Source organism: Thermomicrobium sp. (genome assembly GCF_053493975.1).
In genome coordinates this window covers 34,212-51,816 of record NZ_JBRBZA010000015.1, presented here as the reverse complement: position 1 = coordinate 51,816, position 17,605 = coordinate 34,212, and the positions used below count along the sequence as shown (strand labels likewise).

Here is a 17,605-nt window from a genome sequence, read left to right as displayed (position 1 = left end):
GCGGAGCCGTTCCGGCCAAGTGCGAGCGGCTCCCCTGTGGGACGACCGTGAAGGGAGGTTGACCATGTTCTACTTCGATCCGCTCTACTTCGTGTTTTTGGCGCCAGCGCTTCTGCTCATGCTCTATGCGCAATGGCGCGTACGCTCAGCCATCGGAAAGTACGGTGAGATGCCGAATCGGCTCGGCTTGACCGGTGCGCAAGTCGCCCGCGCCATCCTCGACCGCAACGGTCTCTTCGACGTACCCGTCGAACTCACCCCTGGCGAGCTGACCGATCACTACGATCCGCTGCGGCGTGTCGTTCGCCTCTCCGAGCCCATCTATTACGGTCGATCTGTCGCCGCGCTCGGCGTTGCCGCTCACGAGACGGGACACGCCATCCAGCACAAGGTCGGGTACGTACCACTGCAGTTGCGCACCGCGATCGTTCCGGCGGTGAATATCGGCACGAACATCGGGTGGATCTTGATGATTTTGGGTATCGTCATTGGGATCTCCGGGCTCGCCTGGGTGGGTGTGGTCTTGTTCTCGCTCGGCACGTTGTTCGCCCTGCTGACCTTGCCGGTCGAGTTCGATGCCTCTCGCCGAGCGCTCGCGCTTTTGACCACCATGGGTATCGTCGATCGGACCGAGGAGAGGCAAGCGCGGGAGGTTCTCAACGCCGCTGCGCTGACCTATGTCGCTGGACTCGTCATGGCGGTCGTCAACCTGCTCTATTGGATCAGTCTCGTGAGCGGAATGCGCCGGAGCGAGTGATTCTCCAGCCCGCCAGAGACGAAATCGAGGCGCCCGGAGCGTGAGCGTCCGCCGGGCGCCTCGTCGTCTCGAACGCTCGATGTCGTCGTGATCCGAGACGTGGTAGTCTCCAAGGAACGGTGACCGGTGCTGAGTCGGCGCCGAACGCGAGGGAGGGAGAAGCACGATGACCATCGACCTTCATGAGCGACGAGCGATCCTCCAGGAGATCCAATCGGCCTGGGTCGAGCTGCGGAATGCACTCCGCAACTTGACCGAGCACGAAATCGTCGAGACCGGTTCGTGGGGCGCGTACTCCTTCAAGGACATGATGGCGCACATCGCGACGTGGGAACGTCTGCTCATGCAACGCATCCAGGCATTGGAAGAAGGTCGCGAGCCCCCCACCATCGACGACATCGACGCCTTCAACGAGGAAGATATCCAACGAAACCAGAGTCTCTCGCTGCGCGAAGTGTGGGATCGTTTTCTCGAGACACACGAGAAGCTCGTCGAACTCTTGGAGCGCACACCAGTACTCACTCGTGAGTTGGTTGCAGCCGATACCTACGAGCACTACAGAGAGCACTTGCAGGATATTCTCGAGTACGAAAAGCGGCGCTCCCCCAGCCGGCGACTCAAGAAGGAATGACGCACCTGGATCGATCACAGTGCGCGAGGGCACGAATGCCGCGAGGCCCGGGTGGAAAACCGGTCTCGCGGCATCCCTCTAGCCGCGTTCAGGCGCTTTGCTCGTAGGTGAACTCGATCGGTTCGTCGTTCGCCGTCAAGAGGAGCGGTGGGCGACGTCGGTAGATCACGTCCGCGGTCACGACGCACTTGCGAACCCCCTGGAGCGAGGGAAGCTCGTACATGACATCGAGCAACACCTCCTCCAGCGTCGTCCGCAAGCCACGAGCGCCCGTACCACGTCGCTCGGCGAGGTCGGCCGTCGCATGGAGCGCATCAGGAGTGAAGATCAGCTCCACGTTGTCCATCGCGAAGATCTTCTGATACTGCTTGACGATCGCATTCTTCGGCTCCACCAAGATCCGTACCAAGTCGTCGTGAGTCAAAGGATCGAGCGCCGCGACGACTGGCAGGCGACCGATGAACTCGGGAATCAATCCGAACTTCAAGAGATCATCGGGGATGACCTGGTGTAACACATTCTCCTCGCGTCCATCGTGCCGAGCGCTCTTGCCGAACCCGATCGTCGAGTCCTTACCGATTCGCCGGCGGACGATCTCGTCGAGCCCCTCGAATGCTCCGCCGCAGATGAAGAGGATATTGCGAGTATCGATCTGAATGTATTCCTGATGGGGATGTTTGCGCCCCCCGTGCGGCGGCACGTTGGCGATGGTCCCCTCGAGAATCTTGAGGAGCGCCTGCTGCACCCCCTCTCCGGAAACATCGCGAGTGATCGATGGGCTATCGCTCTTGCGAGCGATCTTGTCGATCTCGTCGATGTAGATGATTCCGGTTTGCGCGCGCTGGATATCGCCTCCAGCCGCCTGGATGAGACGGAGAAGGATATTTTCGACGTCCTCCCCCACGTACCCAGCCTCGGTGAGCGTCGTGGCGTCGGAAATGGAGAACGGGACATCGAGCAATTTGGCCAGCGTTTGGGCCAAGAGCGTCTTTCCGCTTCCAGTCGGGCCGATGAGCAGGATATTGCTCTTCTGCAGCTCAACGTCGCTGGCCTCGCCGAAGAAAATCCGCTTGTAATGGTTGTAGACAGCGACCGACAGGACCTTCTTGGCCCGTTCTTGGCCGACGACATACTGGCTCAGCTGCTCGTACAGCTGCTTGGGAGTCGGGATCTGCGTGGGAGCGGGAGCTGGACGCCGAGGTGTTACCTCTTCTTGGATGATCTCCTGGCAGAGCTGAACACATTCATCGCAGATGTAGACCCCGTTCGGGCCAGCGATGAGTCGTCGTACCTCCTCCTGGCTCTTGCCACAGAAGGAACAGCGATAAAAGACCCGTCCCCCACGCGTCGTCATCCCCTTCGCCCCTTCTCCACCCGTTGGCTCACCTACGCCCGCTGGAGCTTGACCGGCTCCAGCACGTGATCCACGATCCCGTAGTCCTTCGCCTCATACGCGCTCATGAAATAATCTCGCTCGGTATCCCGCTTCACACGCTCGAACGGCTGACCAGTGTGGAACGCCAAGAGCTCGGTCAGCATCGTGGTCAGATTCAAGGTCTCCCGTGCCTGGATCTCGATGTCCGGCACCGAACCGCGGAATCCGGAAGTACCTTGGTGAATCAGAACCCGCGAATGAGGCAGTGCGAAGCGCTTCCCCTTGGTTCCCGCTGCGAGGAGCACCGCCGCCATGCTGGCGCCCAGCCCTACACAGTAGGTCGCAACGTCCGGCTCGATCATCTGCATCGTGTCGTAGATCGCCAAGCCAGCGTACACCAAGCCGCCCGGACTATTGATATAGAGCTTGATATCCGCCTCAGGGTTCTCGTGCGCCAGGAACAGCATTTGGGCGATGACGGCATTCGCCACCTGATCGTCGATCGGCGTTCCGAGAAAGATGATCCGATCGCGGAGCAGGCGCGAGTAGATATCGTACGCACGCTCACCACGACTGGTCGTTTCGATCACCATCGGGATGACGAGTTCGGGTCGGATGTCTCGCTCCATCGTATCGCCTCCTCAGCGTCGTCAGGATGCCTGGTCATCGTCCGCTCGCGATCCGACCTCCGTTGCTGCCAGCGATTCCGCTGGCTCGGCAGCCGGCGTCGTTTCGCGATCCGCTGACTCCACAGCCGCCGCTTCTGCGCCCGCAGCTGGCTCACTCCCCTCGGCTGGTTCGGCTCCAGCCAGAACACGAGCCGCCTCGCCGGTGACAGCACCTCGTCCTTCCGTGACGAGCTCGAGGAGCCGCTCGCTCACCTTGCGCTCGTGCAGTTCGTCAGCGAGATAGCTGCGCACCGAGGGAACATTGTAGAATGCTCGGAACTGCTCGGGACTTCCGCTGGCGAGAGCCAGTCGCTCGATCTCGCTAGCCAGTTCCTCCTCACTGACCGCGATTCCTTCAGCCTCGGCAAAGGCTTCCAGCACCAAATACCGGCGTAGGCGCACTTCGGCCTGGGGGCGCAGATCCTGCCTGAACTCTTCCGGGGTTTTACCCTGAAATCGCAGGTACTCTTCCAGGCTGCTTCCACGCTGCCGCAGTTGTTCACGCAGCCGATCGATGTCCGCCGCGACCTGACGCTCGACCAGTGCTGGCGGAAGCTCGACCGTCGCCACCTCGAGGAGGCGCTGGACTGCCTGTTCCAGTACTTCCGCACGCGCTGCCTGTGCCTTCTCGCGCAAGAGATCACGCCGCACGCGAGCACGCAATTCGCTCGATGTTGCTATCCCGAGCGACTGCGCGAACTCGTCATTCACTTCCGGAAGCTCAGCTTCCTTCAACTCGTGCAAGGTCACGCGGTAATGCAGCGTCTTCCCACGGAGTTCCGGACTGACGCGCTCGTCTTCCTCCGCGAAAGAAATATCGAACTCAGCCGATTCTCCAGGCCGCAGGGAGCGGATAGCCTGATCGATCTCCGCAAAAAGGTTGCTCTCGCCCAAGACGAAAGTCGCCTGGCGAAGCGGCTCCTGGAACGGTTGCTCGCCTTCGTACGCTTCGATATCGACGATCACCTGATCACCGTCGCGAGGTAGGCGCGGCTCGTCCGGCGTCTTCCAGACCGCGCGACTGCGCCGCAGCCCCTCGATCACCTGATCGATTTCCTCTTCGGTCACCTCGACCTCGCGCGGTTCGACGCGGATATCTCGATAGCCGTCGAGATCGACTTGCGGATAGACCTGTACGTCGACGCGGAAGGCGAGCGGTTCGTCCTGATAGACCTCCACCTCTGGTTCGGCGACAGGGGTCAGCCGGTGTTGCTGAAGCGCCTCACGATACAACCGATCCATGAGTTCACGCTGCGCTTCCGCGACGATCAGCTCCCGCCCCACTCGTCGCTCGACGAGCGCCCGAGGTGCGCGCCCAGGCCGAAAACCAGGTACTTGGACCTGCTGGCCGATACGCCGGAACGCTCGTTCGAGTGCAGCGTCGAATTCGTCAGGATCCGCCGCGATATCCAGGCGCACCGTGCTTTGCGGCAGGCGTTCGACGGTGATCTTCACGAACTCCCCTCCCTAATCAGGACACACCACGATCGAATCTCGGCTCATCTCGCTGCACCCAATTCTCGCCCGAATCGAGAGAGAACTGCTCGACGCAGACGTTCCGCGGCCTCCAGCATTGCCGAGGGCCGGCTTGCATCGCTAATCCTACCCCGCCAGCCATTCCGGTCGCTAGGAGCCCTGTGCTAAAGTTATCAGGCGGAGGTACCCGCACCACTAGGTACCCACCAGGTGACGAGCATGACGACCGAGTTGACCCGCCGGCCTCGACGACATCGTCTCCTCACCGCACGCGGATTGCAGCACATTCGTCCACTCCGGCGTGCCCTCGCCTGCGGGACGATCGCCGACTGGCAACTCGTTCCGTGGGGCACCAACGGGACGTTCGTCGTGCTGCTGGAGCAGGAGATCGTTCCCGACCTCCTGGCTATCTATAAGCCTGCCCGCGGCGAGGCGCCACTCTGGGATTTTCCTGCAGGAACGCTCTATCGCCGCGAATATGCCAGCTATCTTTTGAGCCGCCTGCTCGGCTGGTCGTTCGTTCCCCCGACGGTCATCCGCGATGGTCCCTACGGGATCGGGACGGTCCAGCTGTATATCGAAGCGGACGATCAGCCACTGCGCGGCAAATCGGTGCGATCCGAACTTGCACGCATCGCCCTCTTCGACCTTCTCACGAACAATGCCGACCGCAAAGCGAGCCACCTCTTCCGGGGGAAGTTCGACCAGCGGATTTGGGGGATCGACCACGGGCTGACCTTCCATGTCGATCCCAAGCTACGGACCATCCTCTGGGAATTTTGCGGAGAGCCTATCCCGAGCGAGTTGCTCTCCGATCTCGCGCGTCTCCTGCGACACCGCCGAATCGTCCAGCGGCTCCTCCGACCGTTCTTGGCCGAGAACGAACTCGCCGTTTTCTGGAAGCGCTGCGCGACCCTCGTGGAGCACCCGATCTATCCACTGCTCAACCCTCGACGCAACATTCCGTTCGGCTGGTGACGGGGCGAATCGTTTGCTTCCGGACGAACTATGATTCCGGGCTATATTCGGACAACTCGTCGATCGCTGCCCGAATCAGCTCGATCTGTGGAGGATAGCGCGTGCCTTGGAGATCGCGACGTCAGAATCGCTGACCGAGCAGGAGGCGATGGCGCGCGGGATTCCCCGGATCACGTTCCCGCGTTTCCCTCTTGACCGGTCCCAAGATTGGCTGTATGATAAAGATGGAAGCCAAAGAACCCGAAGGGTCGTTCTCGATCAGGCAGCGGGAAGGGTTGCCCAGAGTACTCGCCTTATCACGAAAAGTGCAAGGCTCTGTGGACTGGCGTCGATCAAGGGGTAGCAGGGAAGGGAGCAAGGGTGAAAATCTCAGGATCGCACACCATACGAGCGGCTCGCGATGTCGTCTTTGCGCGACTGACCGATCCACAGTTGATCGCGAGTTGTCTGCCTGGAGTGGAAAATCTCAATCAGGTCGCCCCTGATCAGTACGAAATGGCGATGACGGTCGCCATCGGTCCTGTGAAGGGAACGTTCCAGGGGAAAATACAACTCTCCGATGTCGATCCACCCGCCTCGTACCGCATGGCGGTGGAGGGACAGGGGAAACCCGGCTTTGCTCGCGGCGTGGGCTCGGTCCAGTTACGAGCGGTCGACGACCAAACCACGGAGATCACTTACGAGGGTGATGTGGAACTGGGCGGACCATTCGCCGGCGTCGCCCAACGGATGCTGGGTGGCGTAGCCAAACGCATGATCGAACAGTTCTTCTCGTGTATCGAGCGCCAGATGAGTGCGAGTGCCTGATCGTGTCGGCAGGTCGTTGGTCGGAAGGGAAAGGAGTGGTCGAATGCAGATCACGATGACCGTCAACGGTGTGACGTGCACCCATGACGTCGAGCCTCGCCTGCTGCTCGTACACTACTTGCGGGATGTCCTCAACCTCACCGGAACGCACATCGGCTGCGACACGAGCCAATGCGGCGCTTGTACCGTCCTCATGAACGGCAAGGCGGTCAAGTCTTGCACGATTTTCGCCGTGCAAGCGGATGGTGCGGAGATTACCACGATCGAGGGACTGGCTCGCGATGGCCAACTCCACCCGGTGCAGGAAGGATTTTGGGAAAAGCACGGGCTGCAGTGCGGTTACTGCACGCCGGGGATGATCATGACTGCTGTCGACTTCCTGCAGCGCAACCCCGATCCGACGGAAGAGGAGATCCGTCACGCCATCGAAGGGAACCTGTGTCGCTGCACAGGCTATCAGAATATTGTCCGCGCTATTCAGTACGCGGCCGAGAAGATGCGCAGCGGTAGCTAGGCACGTGCTCGTTCGGCCGGGTCGGACCCGGGCATCTCGCAGCGAAGGAGGGAGCCATGGCTGTCACCAAGATGTTCGGAGCAGCTGTCAAGCGGCGCGAAGATCCGCGACTCATCGCCGGTCGCGGCAATTTCACGGATCACATCCGGCTTCCAGGCACATTGGTCATGGCGATCAAGCGGAGTCCCCACGCGCACGCGCGGATCGTCCGCATCGATACCAGCAAGGCACGGGCGATGCGAGGCGTTGTCGCCGTTTACACCGGTCAGGATCTCGTCGACAAGCTGGCCCCGGTGCCCTGCGCCTGGCTGATCCCTGACAGTGACTTGAAGGTTCCACCCTACCGAGCAGTCGCTGTGGACAAGGTGCGCTACGTCGGTGACGCAGTCGCCGTGGTCGTCGCGACCGATCGCTACGTTGCGCAGGACGCGGTCGAAGCCATCGAGGTGGAGTACGAACCGCTCCCGGCAGTCATCGACCAGGAGAAAGCGCTCGAGCCCGGTGCACCGCAGCTCTACGACGAGGTCCCCAACAACCTTGCCTTCCACTGGAAGCTGCATGCGGGTGACTTCGACGCAGCCTGGAATGCTGCCGAGGTGCGCATCTCGCGCCGGTTGGTCAATCACCGGCTGATCCCGACGGCAATGGAACCGCGCGGTGCGCTCGCGGCCTACAATCCGGGCACGGGTGAACTGACCATATGGTGCACCAGCCAGAACCCGCACGTGCACCGTTTGTTGCTTTCCGGGGTCACTGGTCTACCGGAGACGCAAATCCGCGTCATCGCCACCGATGTGGGCGGCGGTTTCGGTAGCAAGATTCCGATGTACGCTGGCGAGATGATCGCGGCAGCCATCAGCAAGGATCTCGGACAGCCGATCAAGTGGATCGAGACGCGGCAAGAGAATTATGTCGCGACGATTCACGGCCGCGACCACATCCAATACGTCGATATCGCGGCGCGGCGGGACGGCACGATCACTGGTGTCCGCGTGCGCGCTTATGCCAGCATGGGAGCCTATCTCTCGACGGCTGCACCCGGCGTCCCGACTTGGTTGTTCGGCCTCATGCTGCAGGGTCCCTATGCGATTCCGGTCGTGCATTGCGACGTCTACGGCGTCCTCACCAACACCACACCGACAGACGCGTATCGGGGCGCTGGGCGACCCGAAGCGACCTATCTCTTGGAGCGGATGATCGATCTCCTTGCCCGCGAGCTGGGGATGGATCCAGCGGAGATCCGCCGCAAGAACTTCATTCCCAAGGACAAGTTCCCGTACACGACGCCCACCGGTTTACAGTACGATAGCGGTGATTACGAGGCGACACTGAATCGGGCACTGGAACTGGTCGATTATCAGAACCTGCGGCGTGAGCAAGAGGAGCTGCGCAAGCAGGGACGTTACATCGGGATCGGCTTCTCCACCTATGTCGAGGTCTGCGGCCTGGCTCCTTCCCAGGCTGCGGGAGCGATGGGCTTCCAAGGTGGTCTGTGGGAGAGCGCGACCGTACGGGTGCATCCCACCGGCAAGGTGACGGTCTTCACCGGCTCCAACCCGCACGGGCAGGGCGAGGAGACGACCTTTGCTCAGCTGGTCGCTGACGAACTCGGTGTGCCCTTCGAGGACGTAGAGATCGTCCACGGTGACACCGAAATGGTCCCCTTCGGCATGGGGACGTATGGAAGCCGGAGCACCGCGGTAGGTGGCGCAGCGTTGGTCCTCGCGTGCCGCAAGGTCAAGGAAAAGGCACAGCGAATCGCGGCCCATCTCCTCGAAGTCTCGCCCGATGACCTGGTCTTCGAGAACGGTCGCTTCTTCGTCAAGGGTGCTCCGGATCGCGGTATGACCTTCCAAGAGGTGGCCCTGCAAGCCTATCTCGCCTGGAAGCTGCCGCGGGACATCGAACCAGGGCTCGAGGCGACGCACTTCTTCGATCCAGTGAACAATACGTTCCCGTTCGGGTGCCACATTTGCGTCGTGGAGGTCGACCCGGAAACTGGGAAAGTGCACTTCCGTCAGTATGTTGCCGTCGACGATGTCGGCAACGTGATCAACCCGATGATCGTCGATGGGCAGGTTCACGGCGGCATCACGCAGGGACTCGCGCAGGCGGTGTACGAATTCGCCGCCTACGACGAGAATGGCCAGCTCCTCACCGGTTCGCTCATGGACTACGCAGTGCCCAAGGCGAGCATGCTCCCCTCCTTTACGGTCGATCGGACGGTCACCCCCACTCCGGTCAACCCGATGGGAGTCAAGGGAGCAGGCGAAACCGGTACGATCGCCTCGACGCCCGCCGTGGTCAATGCTGTGATCGATGCACTCGCACCGTTCGGCATCGATCATATCGACATGCCGCTGACACCGCAGAGGATCTGGCGAGCGATCCGCGAACGATCGCGCTGAGGGCACATCCGGGGGACGGTACCTCTGGAAGAACGGAAGGGGAGCAGACGATGTATTCGAGCACGTTCACCTATTACCGAGCGGGGTCGGTGCAAGAGGCGCTGAAGCTTCTGCTCGAGAACCCTGACGCAAAGCTCCTCGCTGGGGGGCACAGCTTGATCCCGGCGATGAAGCTCCGCCTCGCCTCGCCGTCCGCGCTCATCGACATTTCGCGCATCAGCGAACTTGCTGGTATCCGGGATGCCGCTGACCGAATCGTCCTCGGTGCCATGACGCGGTACGACGATATTCAACGATCCGATCTCGTTCGCCGAGTGCTGCCCATTCTCCCTGAGGCGATCGACGCGATCGGCGATCTCCAGGTGCGGAACATGGGCACGATCGGCGGATCACTCGCTCACGCCGACCCGGCAGCTGATCTTCCCGCTGTCGTGCTCGCACTCGGTGCGGAGATCAAGGCTGTGGGCCCCAACGGCGATCGTACCATCCCTGCAGACCAGTTCTTCGTCGATCTCTTCACGACTGCCCTGCAACCGAACGAGATCCTCACCGAGATCGCTTGCCCCAAGCCACCAGCGCGCACCGGCATGTCCTACCAGAAGTTCGCCAATCCAGCATCGGGTTATGCCGTCGTCGGGGCAGCAGCGGTCGTGACGCTGGCCGAGGACGGTACGGTCGCCGCGGCACGCGTCGGGGTGACCGGTGCAGGCCCCTATGCAGTTCGGCGCCAGAACGTCGAGCAAGCGCTGGTCGGCAAGCAGCCCACTGCTGAGACCATCGAAGCAGCCAGCCAGTTGGCCAGCGAGGGTATGACGTTCAACAGCGATATCTTCGCCAGCGAGGAGTATCGAGCACATCTCACGCGCGTGTTCGTCAAGCGAGCCCTGACCCGCGCTGTAGAGCGAGCACGCGGCTGACCGACCATTTCTATGTGTCGCAGCACGCCCGGGGTCAACGACCCCGGGCGCATCGCTGTCCATCGATACCGTACTTTGGTATACTATCTGACCGGCACGTCTGATGAGTCGAGGTGAACCGTGACGACGATCGAGCTGCATTCAGTCGAGGCTGTACAGCGCGCACTCGCAGCCTATCGATACGTGTGCGACACCAGCCTGGCGACCGCTATTTTCCTCGCTCTCAAGCTACCCAAGCCGCTCCTCTTGGAGGGCGAAGCAGGGGTCGGCAAGACGGAAGTCGCCAAAGTGCTGTCGCAGGTACTGGATACGGAGTTGATCCGTCTCCAGTGCTACGAAGGGCTGGACGTCAACCACGCGGTTTACGAGTGGAACTACCCACGCCAGATGCTGGCCATCCGCTTGCTGGAAGACCAGCAGGTCGGATGGGATACCGCGATGCACGAAATTTTCAGCGAGGAGTTCCTGATCGAGCGACCGCTCCTCAAGGCGATCCGACATCGCGGGAAAGCTCCCGTTCTCCTCATCGATGAGATCGACCGGGCGGATGAGGAATTCGAAGCGTTCTTGCTCGAATTGCTCTCCGACTTCCAGATCACCATCCCGGAGATCGGAACGATCAAGGCCGAGCATCCGCCATACGTCATCATCACGTCCAACCGCACGCGGGAGCTGCATGACGCGCTCAAGCGACGCTGCCTGTACCACTGGATCGACTACCCGAGCTTGGAGAAGGAGTTCGAGATTCTGCGCGTCAAGCTACCGGGGATCCCGGAGCGGCTGGCGCTCCAGGTCGCTCGCTTCATCCAGGCGCTTCGGCGGGAAGATCTGTACAAGCTGCCCGGCGTTGCCGAGACGCTGGACTGGGCCGCTGCACTGCTCGCACTCAATCAGAGTCAACTCAGCGTCGAGATCGCCTCGGCGACACTCGGCGCGATTCTCAAACACCAGGAGGATCTGCAGCATATCCGCAAGAAGCGGCTGGAAGAATTGGTCATGGCAGCGACGCAAGAATGAGACCGAACCGGCCCCACTCGGGCTTCACCGTGGATGAGTGAGCCATGACGGCAACGATGAACTTCGCACAACGTGCCCTCGCATTCGCTCGCTTGCTCCGGCGTGCTGGCGTCAAGACGACGACCGGTCAGGCGATGGACTTCGTGCGCGCGATCGAACACATCGATATCAGCCGCCGCGAAGAGTTTCGCGAAGCGGCGCGCGCTTGCCTGGTCACGCACAAGGACGACCTGCCGGTGTTCGACCGGCTCTTCGATCTGTACTGGCGAGCCAAGCCGGAATACACCGATGGTCTTCTCCAGCAACCTGATCCGGATGATGTCATCGAACTCACCCCCGAAGAAGGCGAGGAAGCGGAGGAGACCGAGGGAAGCAGCGTCGAGGGTGCACGGGGTCGACGACTGGAAGCGATCGAAGCGATCGAGGAAGCAGAGGAAGGCGAGGGGAGCGAGGCAGAATCGTTGGCGGACGCCTTCAGCTACAGTCCGGCCGAGATCTTGCGCGAAAAGGACTTTGCCGATTTCACCGAGGATGAACTCGCCCAGATCCGACGATTCATGCAGCAATTGACGTGGCAGATCGGCCGTCGGCGCTCGCGCCGCAAGGTCGCCTCCCCGAAAGGGCGCTTCATCGATCCGCGACGGACCATGCGACGGTCGCTCCAGAGCGGCGGCGTCCCGCTCACTCTCGCTCGCCGGCAAACCAAGACCAAGCCGCGCCAACTCGTCGTCATCTGCGATGTGAGCGGCTCGATGGACCGCTACAGCCGGATTCTGCTCCAGTTCATCTACGCTGTCGAAAACGGCATGGCCAAGGTGGAAGCCTTCGTGTTCGGAACACGCCTCACGCGCGTCACACGCCTCCTCAAACATCAGGACATCGATGAAGCGATGCGGCGCGTCGCGCGCGAGGTGCAGGATTGGTCCGGCGGAACGCGGATCGGGCAATCGCTCCAGACTTTCAACCAGGAGTGGGCCCGCCGGGTGCTCCGCAACGGGGCTGTCGTTCTCATCATCAGCGATGGCTGGGATCGCGGTGATCCGCAGCTGCTGGCACAGGAGATGGCTCGTCTCCAACGCAGCTGTTACCGCCTCATCTGGCTCAACCCCTTGTTGGGTTCGCCTCGTTACGAACCGCTGACGCGCGGTATGCAAGCGGCGCTGCCGTACATCGACGATTTCATGCCGATTCATAACTTTGCCAGCTTGGAAGCCTTAGCGAAGCACCTGAGCCAGATCGACGACAAGCGGCCGGTGCGCCGTCAGCATGCTGTGCTGCCCGAAGCACCTGCTGCCTAAGGGTGGGAGGACCGATGCGTGACATACTACCAGACATCGAACGTTGGATCGCCGAAGGTGAAGAGATCGCGCTCGCCACGGTCGTTCGCGCCATCGGCTCGTCACCGCGTCCTGTCGGTGCGAAGATGGCTGTCACGCGATCCGGACGCATGACAGGATCGGTGAGCGGCGGTTGCGTGGAAGGTGCAGTCTTCGAGGTCGCGCTCGAGGTACTCGAGACCGGTCGACCACGGCTCGTCCGTTACGGTATCAGCGACGAGCAGGCTTGGGACGTCGGTCTGAGTTGCGGTGGAATTATCGACGTCTTCGTGGAACCCCTGGTGAAGCAGTCATGAATGCCACTGTTTTCACAGCACTGCGTGAAGCACTCAAAAACGAAGAAGCGGTCGTCAGCGCAACGCTCGTCTCCGGCGAACCGTTGGGAGCGAAGCTGCTCGTGTTCGAGGACGGTCGAACCATTGGCTCGCTCGGTTCGACCGAACTCGACGCGATCGTCAACGAGGATGCGCGTTCGCTCTTCGAAACCGGTGAGCCGATCATCCGCACATATCGCATCAGCGAGGGTCGGGAGATCGAGGTCTTCCTGGAGCCGCATCTGCCCCCGCGCCACCTGATCGTCGTCGGCGCTGTCCACATCGCGGTGCCGCTCGTCGCGATGGCCAAAGAGCTCGGGTATCGCACGACGGTGATCGACGCGCGCGAGTTTTTCGCCACCCGGGAGCGCTTCCCCCACGCTGACCAGCTCATCGTCGCTTGGCCAGATGAAGCGCTGCTCGGCTCGAACATCACGCCGCAGACCGACATCGTCATTCTGGCACACGACGAGAAGTTCGAGGATCCAGCGTTGCAGGTCGCCCTGCAGTCGAGAGCTGGTTATATCGGCGCGATCGGCAGTCGGAAAACGAGCCAGCAACGATTGGAACGACTGCGCCGTGCGGGGTTCAGCCAGGAGCAGCTCGCTCGGATCCATGCGCCGATCGGCATCGATATCGGTGCGAAGACACCCGGCGAGATTGCTGTGAGCATTCTGGCCGAGATCATCGCTGTCCGACGCGGGCGAATCGGTCAACCGCTCCGACCGGCCAAATCCGCTGCTCCGGTCGCGCGCGAAAGCGCCTGATGCTCAGTTCGGATGGTTCGTATGCACCGGATCGCCGCCATCGTTCTCGCCGGCGGCCTTTCGCGAAGGCTGGGATATCCGAAGCAACTCGTCGACCTCTGCGGCAAGCCGGTCCTGCAGTGGGTGCTCGACACGGTCCAGCGCACCAGCTTGGAACCGCGCGTCGTGGTGCTCAATCCGGACATCGCGGGAGCTCGCGCGTTGGATACAGAAGGATTCCGCGTCGTGGTCAATGAACGAGCCAGCGAAGGGCAGAGCACCGCGATCCGAGCCGGGCTCGCTGTCTTACCTGACGACGTCGATGCAGTCGTGTTCTTCTTGGGTGACCAACCGTTTATCGATCAAGAAGTCGTCGCGCTCCTGATCGATCGGTTCCGCTCGACCCAAGCAGCGATCGTGCGACCGCGCTACGCTGATGGGCCGGGGCACCCGATCTTGATCGCCCGCCGGTTGTTCCCCGAACTCGTCTCACTGGAAGGCGATACCGGTGCACGACCAGTGCTCGCTCGGCACCGCGATGCGATCGTTACTTGTGATGTACCGGATCGCTCCATTCCACTCGACCTCGATACACCGGAAGACGTCGAACGAGCGCGCCAGCTTTGCCGCGATCAGCGCCGCGAGCCATGAGCATCAATTTTGCCGACGACATCCGTTATTGCCCGTATTGTCGTCATGAACTCGAAAGCCGGATGGTAGCTGGCCGACTCCGCCCCTATTGCCCGGCATGCGATCGGCCGTTCTTCGCTGACCCCAAACTCGCAGTGGCGGTGATCGTACGGCACGGCGATCGGATCGTGCTCCAAAAGCGCGCGATCGAACCAGGTCTCGGTCTCTGGAGCTTTCCTTCCGGCTTCGTCGAGCGCGGCGAGCCGGTCGAGGAGGCAGCCTGGCGCGAGGTGTTGGAGGAAACGGGTCTGCACGTCGAAGTCGGGCAGCTCGTCGGACTCTACTCACGGCAGGGCCAGCCGGTCGTTCTCGCTGTCTACGAAGGACGCGTCGTCAGCGGTGAACTCAGGACGAGCGACGAAAGCACCGCAGTCGAGTGGTTCCCGCTCGACGCATTGCCTCCGCTTGCCTTTCCGCACGATGCGGAAATCTTGCGCGATTGGCTCCGGCAGCGCTCGCAGTCCTGACTTCTTTCTCCTATCCCGAACGAAACCCTGTCCATTCGTCCGAGGATACCGAGAATCGAGATTGGCGATTCGAGAGGGGGACAGCATGAGCGAATCTCGTTACCTCGGACGCCCGGTCCGCCGCCTCGAAGATGAGCGGTTTCTACGAGGTCGCGCGATCTTTACCGACGACATCGATTTGCCTGGAGCACTCGACCTCGCGCTCGTACGGAGTCCTTATCCACACGCTGAGATAGCGACCGTGGACTGGAGCCGGGCGACACGGGTTCGCGGATTCGTGACGGCGCTGAGCGGTCGCGATCTCGCGGATTGGCTCTCACCCTTCCCTGTTCCTCCGCAATCGGCCGGCGTGCGTCCTCAGCGCCGCTACCCGCTGGCAGTCGATCGCGTCCGTTTTGTTGGAGAGGGTGTGGTCGCCGTTCTCGCGACGGGTCGTCCCGCAGCTGAAGAGGCGGCAGCCGAAGTACTCGTCGAGTACCGGGAACTCCCGGCGGTGGTTGACCCGAAAGAGACCCTCGCCCCCGATGCGCCGCGACTTCATCCCGATTGGCCGGATAACGAGGCATTCCGTTGGGATCTCACGGTCGGCGATGTTGACGCTGCCTGTCGCAGCGCGGACGCGATCATCGAGCTCCAGCTCGTGAACCAGCGCGTCTACGCTGCATTCTTGGAACCCCGAGCGGCGACAGACTGTCGATCCTGCTCATCGCCAGCTGACCGTTTGGGCCTCGACGCAAACGCCCCACACCTTGCGTGCTGGTATCGCCAGCGTACTCGGTATCCCCGAACATTCGATCCGCGTCGTGACACCCGATGTCGGCGGTGCATTCGGTGCCAAAGGTGGGCTCTACCCCGAGTACGTCCTGGTCGCCGCGCTGGCGTGGCGATTCCAGCGGCCGATCAAGTGGACCGAGTCGCGGACCGAGAGTGTCCACGCCACGAATCACGGCCGCGATCAACAGCAATTCGTGCGGGCAGCCTTTCGACACGATGGGACTCTGCTCGCTCTCGATGTTCACCTCCTCAGTAATCTCGGTGCATGGAACGCCTCTCCAACTCGTCCGACCGCGGTTTTGACTGGTCTGGCTATCGCAGGCCCCTATCGGGTTCCCAATCTGCGGCTCTCCCTCCGCTGTGTCGTCACCAATACGACGCCACAAGCAGCGTACCGCGGGGCTGGTCGGCCAGAAGCATCGTACTTGCTGGAACGGCTGATGGACGCGGCAGCAAGTCGCCTCGGGCTCGATCCGGTGGTTATCCGACAACGCAATCTCCTCCACCCAGAGGACTTCCCGTACCGTTCGCCGACCGGCGTGCCGTACGACAGTGGCAACTACCCAGCTGTTTTGGCAGAAGCGCTGCGCCGGTTCGACTACGCTGCTGCTCGAAGAGAACGAGCGCGCCTGCGATCCGCTGGCCGACTGATCGGAATCGGCATCGCTGCTTTCTGTGAACTTTCGGGTCCGGGTTGGGAGTCAGCCACGGTCCGCGCGCACCCCGATGGCACCGTGACGGTTCTTTGCGGCATCGCCCCGAGTGGGCAAGGGCATACCACAATGCTCGCTCAAGTCGTCGGCGAGGTTCTCCAGCTCCCGTTCGAGCGTATCCGTGTGGTCACGGGCGACACGGCTGCCATTCAGCAGGGGATCGGTACCTTCGGTAGCCGCAGCACAGCACTAGGCGGCTCAGCCGCGTACTTGGCCGCTGGGGACGTTTTGGAGAAGGCTCTTCACATCGCTGCGCACCTCCTCGAAGTCGCTCCGGAGGACCTCGAGTACCGCGACGCCCGCTTCTCGGTGCGAGGCAGCCCCGATCGCACAATATCCTGGCAACAGATCGCCCGCCTGGCGTACGTCATGGAGGGTCCCCCGGGCGGAATCGCACCGGGGCTGGAGGCGACACGCTTCTTCGATCCTGGTCGTCGCAACGTCCCTTTTGGCGTGCACCTCGCGATGGTAGAAGTCGATCCAGAGACCGGGCTCGTCACGATTCTTCGCTATCTTGCTGTCGATGACAGTGGACGTCTGTTGAATCCGCTCCTAGCTGAGGGACAAATTCACGGGAGCGTCGCGCAGGGGATCGGACAGGCGTTGTACGAGGGGATCGTCTACTCGGAGAACGGACAGCTCTTGACCCAAAACTTCCTCGAATACGTGGTTCCACGTGCCGCACAGGTGCCCTCCATCGAGACGGCACATCTGGAAACACCGAGTCCGATCAACCCGCTCGGCGTCAAGGGGATCGGTGAAGCAGGCACCACAGCTGCCCCACCAGCCATCGTCAATGCCGTGCTGGAAGGCCTGCGGCCATTGGGTATGCATCACCTCGACATGCCCTTGAGACCGGAAATGGTCTGGCGGGGCATCCAACGCACTGAGCAGCGAGCAGCTGCCCGATGACGAGTCATCATGATTCAGCTGCGTGGGAGGAGCAGCCGACAATACCGGCACGTGACCCGAGCGACTCCCCAAAGATCGCACGGGTCACTCCGCGTGCTCACACG

17 protein-coding genes and 1 pseudogene are annotated in these 17,605 nt (G+C 61.8%); 15 read left to right on the top strand and 3 right to left on the bottom strand.

The genetic code is table 11. From position 1 onward, the window contains the following. Positions 1 to 64 precede the first annotated feature (64 nt). Entirely contained in the window at positions 65 to 757 is a 693-nt protein-coding gene (locus ACWIVK_RS03345) for a zinc metallopeptidase (RefSeq protein WP_448575139.1), read from the top strand. A 166-nt stretch (positions 758 to 923) separates the two neighbouring features. Further along, positions 924 to 1,388, top strand: a complete 465-nt coding sequence (locus tag ACWIVK_RS03340) for a ClbS/DfsB family four-helix bundle protein (protein ID WP_448575138.1) — start codon at positions 924 to 926, stop codon at positions 1,386 to 1,388. Between the two features lie 88 nt (positions 1,389 to 1,476). On the opposite strand, the gene clpX is transcribed toward ACWIVK_RS03340, so the two are convergent. The 3 genes from clpX to tig are packed head-to-tail and all read right to left on the bottom strand — an operon-like array spanning position 1,477 to position 4,886. After that, positions 1,477 to 2,742: an ATP-dependent Clp protease ATP-binding subunit ClpX gene (clpX, locus tag ACWIVK_RS03335; RefSeq protein ID WP_448575137.1), complete on the bottom strand. Its 1,266-nt coding sequence runs from the start codon at positions 2,740 to 2,742 to the stop codon at positions 1,477 to 1,479. 32 nt (positions 2,743 to 2,774) lie between these two features. Beyond that, complete coding sequence (locus tag ACWIVK_RS03330) at positions 2,775 to 3,392, bottom strand: ATP-dependent Clp protease proteolytic subunit (protein ID WP_015922154.1); 618 nt, start codon at positions 3,390 to 3,392, stop codon at positions 2,775 to 2,777. 21 nt (positions 3,393 to 3,413) lie between these two features. Then, on the bottom strand, positions 3,414 to 4,886 hold the full coding sequence (gene tig, locus ACWIVK_RS03325) for a trigger factor (RefSeq protein ID WP_448575136.1): 1,473 nt from the start codon (positions 4,884 to 4,886) through the stop codon (positions 3,414 to 3,416). 240 nt (positions 4,887 to 5,126) lie between these two features. Here tig and ACWIVK_RS03320 point away from each other — a divergent pair, with 240 nt between their 5' ends. The 13 genes and pseudogenes from ACWIVK_RS03320 to ACWIVK_RS03260 all read left to right on the top strand — a co-directional run bounded on the left by ACWIVK_RS03320 (position 5,127) and on the right by ACWIVK_RS03260 (position 17,501). Continuing rightward, entirely contained in the window at positions 5,127 to 5,885 is a 759-nt protein-coding gene (locus tag ACWIVK_RS03320) for an SCO1664 family protein (RefSeq protein ID WP_448575135.1), read from the top strand. A gap of 360 nt (positions 5,886 to 6,245) precedes the next feature. Next, entirely contained in the window at positions 6,246 to 6,692 is a 447-nt protein-coding gene (locus ACWIVK_RS03315; RefSeq protein ID WP_448575133.1) for an SRPBCC family protein, read from the top strand. Between the two features lie 43 nt (positions 6,693 to 6,735). Next, positions 6,736 to 7,206, top strand: a complete 471-nt coding sequence (locus tag ACWIVK_RS03310) for a (2Fe-2S)-binding protein (RefSeq protein WP_448575132.1) — start codon at positions 6,736 to 6,738, stop codon at positions 7,204 to 7,206. Positions 7,207 to 7,262: 56 nt separating this feature from the next. Further along, positions 7,263 to 9,614, top strand: coding sequence for a xanthine dehydrogenase family protein molybdopterin-binding subunit (locus ACWIVK_RS03305; RefSeq protein WP_448575131.1), 2,352 nt, complete (start codon positions 7,263 to 7,265; stop codon positions 9,612 to 9,614). Between the two features lie 50 nt (positions 9,615 to 9,664). Next, entirely contained in the window at positions 9,665 to 10,531 is an 867-nt protein-coding gene (locus ACWIVK_RS03300; protein ID WP_448575130.1) for an FAD binding domain-containing protein, read from the top strand. A gap of 120 nt (positions 10,532 to 10,651) precedes the next feature. Continuing rightward, positions 10,652 to 11,548, top strand: a complete 897-nt coding sequence (locus ACWIVK_RS03295; protein ID WP_448575129.1) for an AAA family ATPase — start codon at positions 10,652 to 10,654, stop codon at positions 11,546 to 11,548. Between the two features lie 44 nt (positions 11,549 to 11,592). Next, the gene (locus tag ACWIVK_RS03290; protein WP_448575128.1) at positions 11,593 to 12,846 is read left to right on the top strand and encodes a vWA domain-containing protein; all 1,254 of its coding nucleotides are present in this window, start codon (positions 11,593 to 11,595) and stop codon (positions 12,844 to 12,846) included. A 14-nt stretch (positions 12,847 to 12,860) separates the two neighbouring features. Beyond that, positions 12,861 to 13,181: an XdhC family protein gene (locus ACWIVK_RS03285; protein WP_448575127.1), complete on the top strand. Its 321-nt coding sequence runs from the start codon at positions 12,861 to 12,863 to the stop codon at positions 13,179 to 13,181. After that, positions 13,178 to 13,966, top strand: a complete 789-nt coding sequence (locus ACWIVK_RS03280) for an XdhC family protein (RefSeq protein ID WP_448575126.1) — start codon at positions 13,178 to 13,180, stop codon at positions 13,964 to 13,966. Before ACWIVK_RS03285 ends, ACWIVK_RS03280 begins: the two co-directional genes overlap by 4 nt. A 21-nt stretch (positions 13,967 to 13,987) precedes the next feature. Continuing rightward, positions 13,988 to 14,596 carry a nucleotidyltransferase family protein gene (locus ACWIVK_RS03275; RefSeq protein ID WP_448575125.1) on the top strand — a complete coding sequence of 203 codons (609 nt, stop codon included), beginning with the start codon at positions 13,988 to 13,990 and terminating at the stop codon, positions 14,594 to 14,596. After that, positions 14,569 to 15,102, top strand: a complete 534-nt coding sequence (locus ACWIVK_RS03270; RefSeq protein WP_448575124.1) for an NUDIX hydrolase — start codon at positions 14,569 to 14,571, stop codon at positions 15,100 to 15,102. Before ACWIVK_RS03275 ends, ACWIVK_RS03270 begins: the two co-directional genes overlap by 28 nt. Beyond that, positions 15,056 to 15,532 (top strand): annotated as a pseudogene (locus ACWIVK_RS03265) (hypothetical protein); the annotation flags it as partial. The gene ACWIVK_RS03270 and the pseudogene ACWIVK_RS03265, both read left to right, overlap by 47 nt. Before the next feature lie 319 nt (positions 15,533 to 15,851). Beyond that, entirely contained in the window at positions 15,852 to 17,501 is a 1,650-nt protein-coding gene (locus ACWIVK_RS03260) for a xanthine dehydrogenase family protein molybdopterin-binding subunit (RefSeq protein WP_448575123.1), read from the top strand. The last annotated feature ends 104 nt before the right edge of the window (positions 17,502 to 17,605 follow it).

Coding starts and splice junctions, on each gene's coding strand:
- ACWIVK_RS03345 (WP_448575139.1), top strand. CDS start 65: ATGTTCTACTTCGATCCGCTCTACTTCGTGTTTTTGGCGCCAGCGCTT.
- ACWIVK_RS03340 (WP_448575138.1), top strand. CDS start 924: ATGACCATCGACCTTCATGAGCGACGAGCGATCCTCCAGGAGATCCAA.
- clpX (WP_448575137.1), bottom strand. CDS start 2,742: ATGACGACGCGTGGGGGACGGGTCTTTTATCGCTGTTCCTTCTGTGGC.
- ACWIVK_RS03330 (WP_015922154.1), bottom strand. CDS start 3,392: ATGGAGCGAGACATCCGACCCGAACTCGTCATCCCGATGGTGATCGAA.
- ACWIVK_RS03320 (WP_448575135.1), top strand. CDS start 5,127: ATGACGACCGAGTTGACCCGCCGGCCTCGACGACATCGTCTCCTCACC.
- ACWIVK_RS03310 (WP_448575132.1), top strand. CDS start 6,736: ATGCAGATCACGATGACCGTCAACGGTGTGACGTGCACCCATGACGTC.
- ACWIVK_RS03305 (WP_448575131.1), top strand. CDS start 7,263: ATGGCTGTCACCAAGATGTTCGGAGCAGCTGTCAAGCGGCGCGAAGAT.
- ACWIVK_RS03300 (WP_448575130.1), top strand. CDS start 9,665: ATGTATTCGAGCACGTTCACCTATTACCGAGCGGGGTCGGTGCAAGAG.
- ACWIVK_RS03290 (WP_448575128.1), top strand. CDS start 11,593: ATGACGGCAACGATGAACTTCGCACAACGTGCCCTCGCATTCGCTCGC.
- ACWIVK_RS03285 (WP_448575127.1), top strand. CDS start 12,861: ATGCGTGACATACTACCAGACATCGAACGTTGGATCGCCGAAGGTGAA.
- ACWIVK_RS03280 (WP_448575126.1), top strand. CDS start 13,178: ATGAATGCCACTGTTTTCACAGCACTGCGTGAAGCACTCAAAAACGAA.
- ACWIVK_RS03275 (WP_448575125.1), top strand. CDS start 13,988: ATGCACCGGATCGCCGCCATCGTTCTCGCCGGCGGCCTTTCGCGAAGG.